11 protein-coding genes are annotated in these 13,350 nt (G+C 68.0%); 3 read left to right on the top strand and 8 right to left on the bottom strand.

Annotated elements, in window-relative coordinates:
- The first annotated feature begins 27 nt into the window (after positions 1-27).
- Positions 28-3,063, top strand: a complete 3,036-nt coding sequence (uvrA, locus tag ACSFBE_RS12125) for an excinuclease ABC subunit UvrA (protein ID WP_435490642.1) — start codon at positions 28-30, stop codon at positions 3,061-3,063.
- 41 nt (positions 3,064-3,104) lie between these two features.
- Here uvrA and ACSFBE_RS12120 read toward each other — a convergent pair whose 3' ends face one another.
- From ACSFBE_RS12120 to ACSFBE_RS12095, 6 genes are all read right to left on the bottom strand, one after another.
- Positions 3,105-4,211 (bottom strand): SMP-30/gluconolactonase/LRE family protein, encoded by a 1,107-nt coding sequence (locus ACSFBE_RS12120; protein ID WP_435490641.1) that lies wholly within the window; start codon positions 4,209-4,211, stop codon positions 3,105-3,107.
- Between the two features lie 32 nt (positions 4,212-4,243).
- The gene (locus ACSFBE_RS12115; RefSeq protein WP_435490640.1) at positions 4,244-5,215 is read right to left on the bottom strand and encodes a tripartite tricarboxylate transporter substrate binding protein; all 972 of its coding nucleotides are present in this window, start codon (positions 5,213-5,215) and stop codon (positions 4,244-4,246) included.
- A 2-nt stretch (positions 5,216-5,217) separates the two neighbouring features.
- Complete coding sequence (locus tag ACSFBE_RS12110; protein ID WP_435490639.1) at positions 5,218-5,946, bottom strand: ribonuclease activity regulator RraA; 729 nt, start codon at positions 5,944-5,946, stop codon at positions 5,218-5,220.
- Between the two features lie 22 nt (positions 5,947-5,968).
- The gene (locus ACSFBE_RS12105) at positions 5,969-6,967 is read right to left on the bottom strand and encodes a Bug family tripartite tricarboxylate transporter substrate binding protein (RefSeq protein WP_435490638.1); all 999 of its coding nucleotides are present in this window, start codon (positions 6,965-6,967) and stop codon (positions 5,969-5,971) included.
- A 14-nt stretch (positions 6,968-6,981) separates the two neighbouring features.
- Entirely contained in the window at positions 6,982-8,745 is a 1,764-nt protein-coding gene (gene araD / locus ACSFBE_RS12100) for an L-arabinonate dehydratase (protein WP_435490637.1), read from the bottom strand.
- 124 nt (positions 8,746-8,869) lie between these two features.
- A complete protein-coding gene (locus ACSFBE_RS12095) occupies positions 8,870-9,901 on the bottom strand; it encodes a LacI family DNA-binding transcriptional regulator (protein ID WP_435490636.1) in 1,032 nt (343 codons plus the stop codon).
- A 177-nt stretch (positions 9,902-10,078) separates the two neighbouring features.
- Here ACSFBE_RS12095 and ACSFBE_RS12090 point away from each other — a divergent pair, with 177 nt between their 5' ends.
- Together ACSFBE_RS12090 and ACSFBE_RS12085 are read left to right on the top strand one after the other, a co-directional pair.
- On the top strand, positions 10,079-11,164 hold the full coding sequence (locus tag ACSFBE_RS12090; RefSeq protein ID WP_435490635.1) for a sensor histidine kinase: 1,086 nt from the start codon (positions 10,079-10,081) through the stop codon (positions 11,162-11,164).
- A 115-nt stretch (positions 11,165-11,279) separates the two neighbouring features.
- Positions 11,280-12,059, top strand: a complete 780-nt coding sequence (locus ACSFBE_RS12085; protein ID WP_435490634.1) for a TerC family protein — start codon at positions 11,280-11,282, stop codon at positions 12,057-12,059.
- Positions 12,060-12,078: 19 nt separating this feature from the next.
- Here the strand turns inward: ACSFBE_RS12085 and ACSFBE_RS12080 are convergent, their stop codons facing one another.
- Positions 12,079-12,468, bottom strand: coding sequence for a VOC family protein (locus tag ACSFBE_RS12080; protein WP_435490633.1), 390 nt, complete (start codon positions 12,466-12,468; stop codon positions 12,079-12,081).
- A gap of 102 nt (positions 12,469-12,570) precedes the next feature.
- Positions 12,571-13,266, bottom strand: a complete 696-nt coding sequence (locus ACSFBE_RS12075; RefSeq protein WP_435490632.1) for a Crp/Fnr family transcriptional regulator — start codon at positions 13,264-13,266, stop codon at positions 12,571-12,573.
- Positions 13,267-13,350 lie beyond the last annotated feature (84 nt).

The following is a 13,350-nucleotide window of genomic DNA, read 5'->3' as shown; positions in this document are numbered from 1 at the left end:
TCGGTTGCCCCGAACGGACCGCCCCCTGTGAATTCGCCCTCCGACGACGCCTACCTCGGCGCCCTGCTCGCGCAGCAGCGCATCAGCATCCGCGGCGCGCGCACCCACAACCTGAAGAACGTCGACCTCGACATTCCGCGCAACAAGCTGGTGGTGATCACCGGCCTGTCGGGCTCGGGCAAGTCGAGCCTGGCCTTCGACACGCTGTACGCCGAAGGGCAGCGCCGCTACGTCGAGAGCCTGTCGGCCTATGCGCGGCAGTTCCTGCAGCTGATGGACAAGCCCGACGTCGACGTGATCGAGGGCCTGTCGCCGGCCATCAGCATCGAGCAGAAGGCCACCAGCCACAACCCGCGCTCCACGGTGGGCACCGTGACCGAGATCCACGACTACCTGCGCCTGCTGTACGCGCGCGCCGGCACGCCCTTTTGCCCCGAGCACGGCCTGCCGCTGCAGGCGCAGACCGTCTCGCAGATGGTCGATGCCACGCTCGCGATCCCGGACGAACCGCGCCTGCTGATCCTGGCGCCGGTGGCGCGCGAGAAGAAGGGCGAGTTCCTCGATCTCTTCGCCGAGATGCAGGCCGCCGGCTACGTGCGCTTCCGCGTCGACGGCCAGACCTACGAATACAACGACCTGCCCAAGCTCAAGAAGACCGAGAAGCACGACATCGACGTGGTGATCGACCGGCTGCGCGCCCGGCCCGACATGCAGCAGCGCCTGGCCGAGAGCTTCGAGGCGGCGCTGCGCCTGGCCGACGGCCGCGCCATCGCGCTCGAGATGGGTGACGAAGGCGCGGGCGGCAAGGAGCATCTCTTCAACGCCAAGTTCGCCTGCCCGATCTGCCACTACTCGCTGGCCGAACTGGAGCCGCGCCTGTTCTCCTTCAACTCGCCGGTCGGCGCCTGCCCGAGTTGCGACGGCCTGGGCCATCGCGAGTTCTTCGACCCGGCGCGCGTGGTCGGCTTCCCGTCGCTGTCGCTCGCCAGCGGCGCCATCAAAGGCTGGGATCGCCGCAACGGCTACTACTTCAGCATGCTGGAGAGCATCGCCAAGCACTACAAGTTCGACCTCGACGCGCCCTTCGAATCGCTGCCCGACACGGTGCAGCAGGTGTTGCTGCAGGGCTCGGGCGAAGAAGAGATCAAGTTCAACTACACCATGGAGTCGGGCAACTTCGCGGGCAAGAAGCTCACGAAGAAGCACCCCTTCGAGGGAATCATCCCGAACATGGCGCGGCGCTACCGCGAGACCGACTCCACCATGGTGCGCGAAGACCTGGCGCGCTACCGCAACCTGCAGCCCTGCCCCGACTGCGGCGGCTCGCGCCTGCGCATCGAGGCGCGCAACGTGTTCCTGGTGGACGAGACGGTGCAGGCCGACGGCAGCACGCCGGAGCGCAAGGCGATCTATGAAGTCAGCCACTTCACGCTGCGCGACAGCCTCGCCTACTTCCGCACGCTCAAGCTGCGCGGCGCCAAGGCCGAGATCGCCGACAAGGTGGTGCGCGAGATCGGCCTTCGGCTGCAGTTCCTCAACGACGTCGGCCTGAACTATTTGAGCCTGGACCGCAGCGCCGAGACGCTGTCGGGCGGCGAATCGCAGCGCATCCGGCTCGCCTCGCAGATCGGCTCCGGCCTGACCGGCGTGATGTACGTGCTCGACGAACCCAGCATCGGCCTGCACCAGCGCGACAACGACCGGCTCATCGGCACGCTCAAGCACCTGCGCAACATCGGCAACAGCGTGATCGTGGTCGAGCACGACGAAGACATGATCGCCGCCGCCGACCACGTGATCGACATGGGCCCCGGCGCGGGCGTGCACGGCGGGCGCGTGATGGCCGAGGGCACCTACGAAGAGGTCAAGGCCAACCCGAACTCGCTGACAGGCCAGTACCTGTCGGGCGTGAAGAAGATCGAGGTGCCCAGGCACCGCACCGCCTGGCTGCCGGTGGTAGCGAAGCCGGCCTTCAACGAAGGCAAGAAGGCCTCGCGCTTCCCGCAGAGCCCGGCGGCCGAACGCCGCGCCGCGCGCGAGGCGGCGCATCGGGCCACGCAGACCGACCTGCAGGAAATCCGCGTGGTCGGCGCGACCGGCAACAACCTGAAGAACGTGAGCGTCGCCTTCCCGGTCGGCCTCTTGACCTGCGTGACCGGCGTGTCGGGTTCGGGCAAGTCGACGCTGGTGAACGACACGCTCTACAGCGCGGTCGCACGCACGCTGTACCGCGCGCACGACGAGCCGGCCGAGCACGAGGCCATCGAAGGCATCGAGTACTTCGACAAGGTCATCAACGTCGACCAGAGCCCGATCGGCCGCACACCGCGCAGCAACCCGGCCACCTACACCGGGCTGTTCACGCCCATCCGCGAGTTGATGGCCGAGACCAACACCGCGCGCGAACGCGGCTACGGGCCGGGCCGCTTCAGCTTCAACGTGGCCGGTGGTCGCTGCGAGGCCTGCCAGGGGGACGGCGTGGTGAAGGTCGAGATGCACTTCCTGCCCGACGTGTACGTGCCCTGCGAGGTGTGCCACGGCCAGCGCTACAACCGCGAGACGCTCGAGGTCCAGTACAAGGGCAAGAACATCGCGCAGATCCTCGAGATGACGGTCGAGGCCGCGCACGAGTTCCTGAAGGCGGTGCCGACCATCGAGCGCAAGCTGCACACCCTGCTCGACGTGGGCCTCTCCTACATCAAGCTGGGGCAGGCTGCGACGACGCTCTCGGGCGGCGAGGCGCAGCGCGTGAAGCTCGCGCTGGAGCTGAGCAAGCGCGACACCGGCCGCACGCTGTACATCCTCGACGAGCCGACCACCGGCCTGCACTTCGCCGACATCGAGCTGCTCCTCAAGGTGCTGCACCAGCTGCGCGACGCGGGCAACACCATCGTGGTGATCGAGCACAACCTGGACGTCATCAAGACCGCCGACTGGCTGATCGACATGGGGCCCGAGGGCGGTGCCGGCGGCGGCATGGTGGTGGGCGAAGGCACGCCGGAGGACATCGCGGCGAACGAGGCGAGCCACACGGGCCGCTACCTCAAGCGCCTGCTGTCATAGAAGAGTCGCGCGTTCCTGGGCGCCGCGGCCCTTGCTGCGCCTCAGACGGCGCCGTGCGCCTCCACATACAGCGCATAGAGCGAATGGCTGCTCGCCATGTAGAGCCGGTTGCGCTTCGGCCCACCGAACTCCAGGTTGGCGCAGCGCTCGGGCAGGCGGATGAAGCCGATCGGTTTGCCCTGGGCGTTGAAGATCTTCACGCCGTCCATCTCGTCCGAACGCGCGTTCGGCAGGTAGGCCTTCATGCCACCACCGATGTCGGTCGGCTCGGCGGCCAGCGCGCCGGTGTGGCCCCAACCGCACCACAGGTTGCCGTCGCGGTCGACGCGGAAGCCGTCGAAGGCGCCGGGGCCGCCGGCGTCGATCAGCTTGGTCTTGTTCGACACGCTGGCACCGTCGGCCGCGACGTCGTAGCTCCACATGCTGCGGTTGGGCGTTCCCTTCCATTCCACGACGTAGAGCTTGCGTTCGTCGGGCGAGAAGGCCAGGCCGTTCGGGTTCACCAGGTCGGTGATCACCGCCGTCAACTGGCCGTCCTTGCCGATGCGATAGACGTTGGTCGTCGCCTGCTCGGGTGCGGCGCGCGAGCCTTCCCATTCGCCGTTGATGCCGAAGGTGGGGTCGGTGAACCAGATGCTGTCGTCAGAGCGCACCACGATGTCGTTCGGCGCGTTCAGGCGCTTGCCTTCGAAATTGTCGGCCAGCACGGTCATGCGGCCGTCCTTCTCGGTGCGCACGATGCGCCGCGTCACCGAGTGTTCGCAGCTGATGAGGCGGCCCTGCCGGTCGCGGGTGTTGCCGTTGGCGTAGTTGACGTTGGTCTTGTGCACGCCGAAGGTGCCGGTCTTCTCGTCGTACTTCATCAATCGGTTGTTCGGGATGTCGCTGAGCAGCAGGGTGCCCTGCTCGGGAAAGTAGACCGGGCCCTCGGCCCAGCGCATGCCGCTGCCGAGCTGCTCCAGCGTGCTGCTGTAGATGCGGTACTTGGCGAAGCTCGGGTCGAGGATGATCACCGCCGGGTCGGGGTAACGCTGGCTCGGGCGGAAGTCGAAGGCCTGTGCCCCGGCCAGGCCGCTGAGGGCGGCAGCGCCTGCGCCGGCCGCTGTCTTGAGGAATCGTCGGCGAGGCGTGCTGATGTCGTCGTGCATGGTGGTCTCCTTGGGGTATGACATGGTCGGGATCACTCGGCCTGGATGCCCGCGTCCTTGGCGACCTTCGACCACTTCACCATCTCGGTGCCGATGAAGTCGCCGAACTGCTGCGGCGTGCCGTTGCCGGGCTCGATGCCGTTGTCCTGCAGCGTCTTGCGCACGTCGGGCATCGCGAGGATCTTGTTGACCTCGGCATTGAGCTTGGCGACCGTGGCCTTGGGGGTGCCCGCGGGCGCGAGCAGGCCGCCCCAGGTGCTGGTCTCGTAACCGGCCACGCCGGCTTCCTGCATGGTGGGCACGTCGGGCAACACGGACGAGCGCTTGGTCGTTGTCACCGCCAGCGCGCGCAGGCGATCGGCCTTGATCTGCACGTTGGCCGCGGCCACCGTGTCGAACATGAGCGAGGTGCGGCCGCTGATCAGATCGGGGTGCGCCAGCGTGCTGCCCTTGTACGGGATGTGCGTCATGTCGAGGCCGGCCAGCGACTTGAACAGCTCGCCCGAGAAATGCGGCGCACCGCCGTTGCCGCTCGACGCGAAGCTCAGCTTGCCCGGGTTGGCCTTGCCGTAGGCGATGAGCTCCTTGACCGACTTCACCGGCAGCGTGGGCGAGACAATCAGCACCAGCGGCACCACGTGCGTCAGCGCGACCGGCTCGAAGCCCTTCACCGTGTCGAAAGGCAGCTTCTTGACCATGCTGGGGTTGATCGCGTGGCTGCTGGCAACCAGCACCAGCATGTGGCCGTCGGGCGGGCTCTTGGCGACGAGGTCGGTGCCGATGATGCCGGTCGCGCCGGCCCGGTTGTCGATGACGACCGGCTGGCCCCACGCCTCGGTGAGCTTCTGGCCGATGAGCCGCGCCGCCAGGTCGATCGCGCCGCCGGGCGATGCCGGCACGACGATGGTGATCTGCTTGCTGGGATAGGTCTGCGCCTGCGCGGGCAGCACCGCGGCCAGCGCCAGCGCACAGGCCAGTTGGAATGCGCGAAATGGAAACGTCATGGTCAAACGCCCTTTTCTTTGCGCCAGCCTTCGAAGGCGGCGCGGGTTTCCGCGTTCGGCGGGTAGGTGCCGGCCAGCCGGGCGCCGCCTTCGATGCGTTCGAGGATGAAGGCTTCCATCTTTTCCTGCTCGACGGCGTCCCGCGACACCTCCTCGGCCAGGTGCTGCGGAATGACGACCACGCCTTCGTCGTCGCCCACCATCACGTCGCCGGGGTACACCGGCACGCCGCCGCAACCGATCGGCACGTTGAGGTCGATGGCGTGGTGGTGGATGAGGTTGAGCGGCGCGCTGCCGCCGGCGCAGTACACCGGGAAGTCCATCTGCGAGATCGGGCCGCTGTCGCGCACCGGGCCGTCGGACACCAGGCCCGCCGCGCCGCGCACCTTCAGCCGCGTCGTGAGGATCTGGCCGCCCGACGCCACGCGCGTTTCGCCGCGGCAGTCGATCACCAGCACATGGCCGGGCGGCACGCTCTCGATGCCTTTGCGCTGTGGATGGTTCGGGTCGTCGAAGGCGCTGATCTGGTCGATGTCCTCGCGCGCCGGGATGTTGCGCATGGTGAAGGCCGGGCCGACCAGGTTGCCGCCGCTGGGTGTCGTGAGGCGGCGCACCTGCTGCAGGTAGACGTTGCGGAAGCCGCGCTTGAAAAGCTGGGTGCACAGCGTGGCGACGCTCACATGGCGCAGGCGTTCGCGGGCTTCGTCGGAGAGGAGTGTGATGTCGGTCATGGGTGGCGTGGGATAGGAAAATTCAGTTGGCAGTCGCGCCGGACTTGCGGACAAGTTCGCCCCAACGCGGGATCTCTTTTTGCATCAGCGCGGCGAGGTCGGCCGGCGAGCCCGCCACCACCTCCATGCCGAGCTGGTTCGTGAGCTTGTCCTTCACCTCGGGCGCGAGAAGGATCTTGCGAATCTCGGTCGCCAGCCGCTGCGCGACGGGTGCCGGCAGGTTCTTCGGCGCATACACCGCCTGCCACGACGCCATCTCGAAGCCCTTCACGCCGGCCTCCTGCATCGTGGGCAGGTCGGGCGCCAGCGCCATGCGCTTGGCGGTGGTCACGGCCAGCAGCTTGAGCTTGCCGGCCTGCACCAGCGGCAGTGCCGCCGTGATCTGGTCGAACATGAAGGTGACCTGGCCCGACGACACGTCGAGCATCGCCGGCGGCGTGCCCTTGTACGGCACGTGCGTGAGCTTCACGCCGATCATGTCGGCCAGCATCTCGCCGGCCAGGTGGGTCGAGGTGCCGGCGCCGGACGACGCGAAGGTGCGACGCGCCGGGTCTTTCTTCAGCAGCGCGATCAGGTCGGCCACCGAGTTGACGCCGAGCGCGGGGTCGACGATCAGCACGTTGGGCAGGAAGGCCACGAGCGCGATCGGGTCGAAGTCCTTCACCGGGTCGTAGGGCAGGTTCTTGTACAGGCTCGCGTTGATGGCATGCGTGCTGATGGTCCCGCCGAACAACGTGTAGCCGTCGGGCTTGGCCTTGGCCACGTAGCCCGCGCCGACCGCACCGGCCGCGCCGGGCCGGTTGTCGACGATCACCGGCTGGCCGAGCGCGTCGCCGAGCTTCTGCGCGATGACGCGGCCGATGACGTCGGTCGAGCCACCCGGTGTAAAGGGCACGACATAGGTGATGGGCTTGCTCGGCCAGGCATCGCCCTGGGCCATCGCGAGCAACGGGGTCGGCAGCAGCAAGGCTGCGCCGGCGCGCAGCACGGCGCGGCGATCGGGGTCCGAGAGTGAAGTCATGGTGTGTCTCCGGGTCAGTGAATCTCGGGCTCGTCCTTGCCGGCTTGCGCCTGGGCATAGTCCGGTGCGAGGAAGTCGAAGTCGCAGCCGGTGTCGGCCTGCTGCACGTGCTTGAGGAACATCACGCCGTAGCCTCGTCCAAATTTCGGAACGGGCTTCTGCCACTCAGCCCGGCGGCGGGCGATCTCCTCGTCGCTCACCGCCATGTCGATGCGCCGCGCATCGATGTCGAGCGTGACCAGGTCGCCGTCGCGCACCAGCGCCAGCGGCCCGCCCACATGCGATTCGGGTGTGACGTGCAGCACGCAGGCGCCGTAGCTGGTGCCGCTCATGCGGGCGTCGCTGATGCGCACCATGTCGCGCACGCCTTCCTTGAGCAGCTTCTGCGGGATCGGCAACTGGCCCCACTCCGGCATGCCGGGCGCACCCTGGGGGCCGGCGCTCTGCAGCACGATCACGCTGTCCTTCGTGACCACCAGCTCGGGCGAATCGATGCGCGCGGCCAGGTCGTCGTAGTTCTTGAAGACGACCGCCGGGCCGGTGTGCTTGCGCAGGTGCGGCTCCATGGCTGCCGGCTTGATGACGGCGCCCGAGGGCGCGAGGTTGCCGTGCAGCACCGCCAGGCCGCCGCTCTCGAGCAGCGCTTCGCTGCGCGGGCGTATCACGTCGGCGTTGAAGGTCTTCGCGTCGGCGATGTTCTCGCCCAGCGTGAGGCCGTTGCAGGTGCGCTGGCTGCCGTCGATGAGCGTGCCCATCTCGCGCAGGAAGGCGCGCAGGCCGCCGGCGTAATAGAAGTCCTCCATCAGGTACTTGCCGCCGGGCCGCAGGTTGGCGATGACCGGCGTGCTGCGCGCCAGTTCGTCGAAGCGGGCCAGGTCGAGCGGCACGCCCGCGCGCCGCGCCATCGCGATCAGGTGGACGATGGCATTGGTCGAGCCGCCGAGGCCCAGCACCGCGGTGACGGCGTTGTCGAACGACGCGGGCGTGAGGATGTCGAGCGGCTTCAGGTCTTCCCACACCATGTCGACGATGCGCTTGCCGGTGTGCGTGGCCATCATGGCGTGGCGCGAATCGACCGCGGGGATCGACGAGGCGCCCGGCAGCGTGAGGCCCAGCACCTCGGCCGCGCTGGTCATGGTGCTGGCGGTGCCCATGGTCATGCAGGTGCCGGCGGAGCGAGCGATGCCGTCCTCCACCTCCTGCCAGTCGTCCTCGGTGATGTTGCCGGCGCGCAGTTCGGCCCAGTACTTCCAGGTGTCGGAGCCCGAGCCCAGCACGTTGCCCTTGTAGTCGCCGCGCAGCATCGGGCCGGCGGGCACGAAGATGGTCGGCAGGTTCATCGCCAGCGCGCCCATCACCAGGCCCGGCGTCGTCTTGTCGCAGCCACCCATCAGCACCACGCCGTCGGCGGGGTAGGAGCGGATCAGCTCCTCGGCCTCCATCGCCAGCAGGTTGCGGTAGAGCATCGTGGTCGGCTTCTGGAAGGCCTCGCCCAGGCTCATCGCCGGGATCTCGACCGGGAAGCCCCCCGCTTGCCACACGCCGCGCTTCACTTCCTCCACCCGCTGCTTGAAGTGCGTGTGGCAGGAGTTCATATCGCTCCAGGTGTTGAGGATCGCGATGACGGGCTTGCCCAGGTAGTCGTCGCGGCTGAAGCCCATCTGCGCAGTGCGCGAGCGGTGGCCGAAGCTGCGCAGGTCCTTGACGCCGTACCAGCGGTGGGAGCGGAGGTCTTCGGGCTGCTTGCGGCGGGGGGTGGGCGCGGAGGCGTCGGTCATCGGAGGCGTGCGTGTGGTGGTGAAGCGATCGGTGGGTCAGCCGCGAATGTTAGCGCTGTCATTTCGATGGAGTCTGAGGGTTTACCTTTGCTTGGGGCCCGCTATCGCAGCGGCACCGCGACGGTCAGACGCTGTCGCGCTCGATCAGCGAAAAGCCGAGGTCCACGACCTTCTGCGCGACCTCGACGCCCCTGGCGCGCTCGACGATGAAGCGCGCCGCCTGCCTACCGATGGCGGTGCCGTCGATGCGCACGGTCGTGATGGCGGGGTGCGCATGCTGCGCGAAGGCCAGGTCGCCGAAGCCCATCACGCCGATGTCGTCCGGCACCCGCATGCCGCGCGCGTGCGCCTCGGTGATCACCCCGTGGGCCAGCGCGTCGGAACTGCACACCAGCACATCGGTCCGCGGCGCCTCCGCGAGCAGGGCTGTCAGCGCGGTGCGGCCGCTGCCCAGCGTGGTGGGCGCCGCGACCGTGTGCACCGGCACCGACCGCACGCCCAGGCCGGCCATCGCCTCGGTGAAGCCGACGCGCCGCAGGTCGGCCCGCTGGTCGTCGCCGGTGACCACCGCCGGATGCCGGTAGCCCTTGGCATGCAGGAAGCGCGCGATGGCCACGCCCACCTTCTCGTGCGAGAAGCCGACCAGCATGTCGACCGGCGTCGGCGTCAGGTCCCAGGTCTCGACCACCGGGATGCCCGAGGCGAGCAGCCGACGGCGGCCTTCCGCCGAATGCATGATGCCGGTCAGCACGATGCCGTCGGGCCGGCGGCCGATGATGGCGTCGATCAGCGCGTCTTCACGCGAGTGGTGGTAGCCGCTCTGCCCCAGCATCAGTTGGTAGCCGGCTTCATCCAGCGCCTCGGTCAGCGCCTGGATGGTTTCGAGGAACACCGGCCCGGCGATGGTGGGCACCAGCGCCGCGACCAGCCGGCTGCGGTTCGACGCCAGGCCACCCGCCAGGCGGTTGGGCACGTAGCCGGTGCGTTCGACCGCCGCGCGCACCTTCTCCCGCGTGTCCGGCGACACCAGGTCCGGCGTGTTGAGCGCACGGGACACGGTGATGGTCGACACGCCCGCCAGCTTGGACACATCGCTGAGGGTGATGCCGCCGCTGCCGCGTCGCGCCGTGCGGCCGGGAGCTGGGGGTTGAGTCACAGGCAGGTGGAGCGAGTTGGGCAAAGGTGGACGATCGGCGTCGGATTATCGGGCGCAGTGACGGCGCGGTCTCCTGCTTTGGCCCGGTCCGCAAGCTGGCTAGACTGGGCCGGGCGGGCACCGGGCCCGCGTCCTCACCCCGCCTTGCCCCACGCCGCGAATCGACGCCTCTGACCGATGCAGCTGTTGCCGCCCGAGCCGCCGACCCCTGGAGCGCAGCCACGCGACTACCTCATCGCATTCGCGGCTGTCATGGCGGCGCTGGGCCTGCGTTTTCTGATGAACCCGCTGCTGGGCCAGCAGGGGCCTTACCTCATCCTGTCGCTGGCGATCGTGGTGGCCACGTTCTACGGCGGCTTCGGGCCGGCGTTGTTCGCCACGGTGCTGAGCACCTCCATCGGCACCTACCTCTTCATCGGCGGCGGCAGCTGGCAGCAGTTCTTCCAGCTTCAGAACATCAGTCGGACCGTGCTGTTCCTGATCATCGGGCTGAGCATCGCTTCGATCGGCGGCCGTCTGCGCACGTCGCGCCACGACTTGGCGGAAAGCGTGCGGCAACTGCGGGCCAGCAACCGCGCGAAGGACAACGCGATGGCCACGCTGGGCCACGAGATCCGCAACCCGCTGGCGGCACTGCATTCGGCGCAGGAGGTGTTGCGGCGCGCGCCAGACGACCCGAAGCGCGTCGTGTGGGCCAGCGAACTCATCGGCCGCCAGGTGCAGCAGATGGCGCGCATGGCGGACGACCTGGTTGACCTGTCGGGCGTGATGCGAGGCGAGTTCCAGATCGACCTGCGGCCGGTGAACCTGCGCGAGGTGCTGGCGCAGGCGCTGGAGCAGAGCGCACCGCTGATCGCGAAGAAAGGCCATCGGCTCCACACGGACCTGGGCACGGTGCCCGTGCCGGTGGTCGGCGACGCCACGCGCCTGGTGCAGGTGTTCGCGAACCTGCTGAACAACGCGGCCAAGTACACCGATCCAGGCGGCGACGTGACGCTGGCGCTGCACACCACCGCCACCCGCCAGGTCGCCGTGACCGTGAGGGACAACGGTATCGGCATGGAGCCCGGCGCCATCGACGACCTGTTCGAACCCTTCGTGCAGGCGCCCGGTGCCGCGTCCAATGCCGAGGGCGGCCTGGGGCTGGGCCTGGCCATCGTGAAGAAGATCGTCGAGCGCCATGGCGGCGACGTGTCGGCCGCCAGCGCCGGGCTCGGCGAGGGAAGCGCGGTCACGGTGCTGCTGCCGCTGGCGCCGGCCTGAGGGCATCACGCGCAAGGCAGGCGCTCCGCCCAAAGGCCCAGTCGAAGGCCGGAAATCGACGGAAGCGGCTCCGGCAGCGGGCATCATCCGGCCTCCCCTTCAGCCGAGAAATGCCGTGCAAAGTCTCCAAGCCCTCTTTTCCGACCCGACCGCATGGGCGGCGCTGGTCGCGCTGGTGATCATGGAAGTCGTGCTCGGCATCGACAACCTGATCTTCATCTCGATCCTGTCGAACAAGCTGCCCGAGCACCAGCGCAAGCGGGCACGCCGCATCGGCATCGGCCTCGCGCTGATCATGCGGCTCGCGCTGCTGTCGATGATCGCGTGGCTGGTCGGGCTCACGGCGCCGGTGTTCGATCTCGGGTTGACGGGCGGTCTGGATTCGCACGGAACGCCGAGCTTCGAAACGCAGTTCTCGTGGCGCGACCTGATCCTGATCGCCGGTGGCCTGTTCCTGATCTGGAAGGCGACGAAGGAGATTCACCACCACGTCGATCCGCCTCTGGTGAAAGGAGGCGCCAACGGCGCAGCCGTGGCGGCGATCGCGTTCTCGTCGGTGCTGGTGCAGATCGTTCTGCTAGACATGGTGTTCTCCGTCGACTCCATCCTCACGGCCGTCGGCATGACCGACAACCTGGCCGTGATGGTGATCGCCGTCATCACCGCCGTCGCCGTGATGCTGCTGGCGGCCGAGCCGCTCGCGAACTTCATCAACCGCAACCCGACCGTCGTGATGCTGGCGCTCGGCTTCCTGCTGATGATCGGCGCCGTGCTGATCGCGGACGGCTTCGGCGTGCATGTGCCCAAGGGCTACATCTACGCTGCGATGGCCTTCTCGACGCTGGTCGAAGTGCTCAACATGTTGTCGCGGCGCGGCAAGAGCCGGGCGGCCTGACCCGGCACCGCCTCAGCGTTCAGCCAAGGGGCGCGTGGCAGACGGCTTCGACGTTGTAGCCGTCAGGGTCCAGCACGAAGCAGGCGTAGTAGTGCGGGTGATAGACGAGGCGCAGGCCAGGCGCGCCGTTGTCCGTGCCGCCGGAAGCCAGCGCGGCGCGGTGGAACGCATCCACGCTCTCCCTGCTTCGGGCACGAAAGGCGATGTGGCTTCGGGGCACGAGCGGCGTGCCTTCGATGAGCCAGAACTCACCGGCCGGGTCATCGAAAGGCCCTGGGGCTTCCTTGCCGTAGCCGATGGCATCCCCCAGGTCGCGCTGGGGTACATGCCCCAGCGTTGCGAGCACGGGTTGGTAGAAGCGCTTGCTGCGCGACAGGTCCGAAACGTGGATGCCCGTGTGGTCGATCATGAGGGCAGCACCTCCCCGACCATCAGGCGATGGCCGTCCGGCGTGGCGACCGCGAATTCGCACGCCCAGCCCCTGCCGGCGTATCCCTGCACGTCGCCCATCTCACTCCCCATGTTCACGCGCATAGGCCCGCAGGCCGTCGATGTTGACGACATCGATGCTGCCGTAGGCGATGCAGACCAGCCCGGCGTCCTCCAACTCGTGCAAGGCGCGGTGCGCATGCTGACGTGAGATGCCTGCCAGCCGACCGATCTCTTCCTGCGAGATCTGGAGGATCGGATCGGTGTGGGGGTTCAGCTGCGGGTTGAACAGTTCGGCCAGGCAGTGCGCCACCCTGGAGCTCAGGTCGTGCATCCGGTAGCTTTCCGCCAGCGCGATGAACTGACCGACCCTCGCGTTGAGCTGCTTGATCATGAAATGGCAGAACGCCAGGTTGTTCTCCAGCAGGTAGTGGAAGGTGTGGCTGGGCACCAGTGCGACGCGGCTGTCGCGCAGCGCGGCCACTTCGTACGGCCGCTGCTCGCGCTTGAGGACCGAGCCCTCGCCCAGCCATCCGCCCATGGAGGTGCCGCTCAACGTGGTGCTGCGACCGTCGGCGGACAGGATGTCCACCTTGAGCATGCCATCGACGACCCCGATCCAGTGCGTGGCAAGGCTGGACTTGCGGCAGACGATCTCTCCCGCCGAATAGAAGCGGTCCACCGTCTCCGACCTGACCCGGCCGAACTCTTCGTCGGAGAGACCCTGAGCCCAGGCAGCCGCTCGCAACATCTCGATGGTCTGCACATGGTTTGTCATCAGAAGGACTTTCTTTTGCAACCTCGGTGCCTAGCATCCATTTCGCAGGCACCGCTCGCGGGGCCTGAGTTTAGGCGGCAGTAC

Origin of the sequence: Variovorax sucrosi (assembly GCF_051216635.1) — a bacterium.
Taxonomy (GTDB): domain Bacteria; phylum Pseudomonadota; class Gammaproteobacteria; order Burkholderiales; family Burkholderiaceae_C; genus Variovorax.
Note: the sequence above shows the minus strand (reverse complement) of the source record. Positions and strands in the feature narration are given on the sequence as shown.

Coding starts and splice junctions, on each gene's coding strand:
- ACSFBE_RS12120 (WP_435490641.1), bottom strand. CDS start 4,211: ATGCACGACGACATCAGCACGCCTCGCCGACGATTCCTCAAGACAGCG.
- ACSFBE_RS12115 (WP_435490640.1), bottom strand. CDS start 5,215: ATGACGTTTCCATTTCGCGCATTCCAACTGGCCTGTGCGCTGGCGCTG.
- ACSFBE_RS12110 (WP_435490639.1), bottom strand. CDS start 5,946: ATGACCGACATCACACTCCTCTCCGACGAAGCCCGCGAACGCCTGCGC.
- ACSFBE_RS12105 (WP_435490638.1), bottom strand. CDS start 6,967: ATGACTTCACTCTCGGACCCCGATCGCCGCGCCGTGCTGCGCGCCGGC.
- araD (WP_435490637.1), bottom strand. CDS start 8,745: ATGACCGACGCCTCCGCGCCCACCCCCCGCCGCAAGCAGCCCGAAGAC.
- ACSFBE_RS12090 (WP_435490635.1), top strand. CDS start 10,079: ATGCAGCTGTTGCCGCCCGAGCCGCCGACCCCTGGAGCGCAGCCACGC.
- ACSFBE_RS12080 (WP_435490633.1), bottom strand. CDS start 12,468: ATGATCGACCACACGGGCATCCACGTTTCGGACCTGTCGCGCAGCAAG.
- ACSFBE_RS12075 (WP_435490632.1), bottom strand. CDS start 13,266: ATGACAAACCATGTGCAGACCATCGAGATGTTGCGAGCGGCTGCCTGG.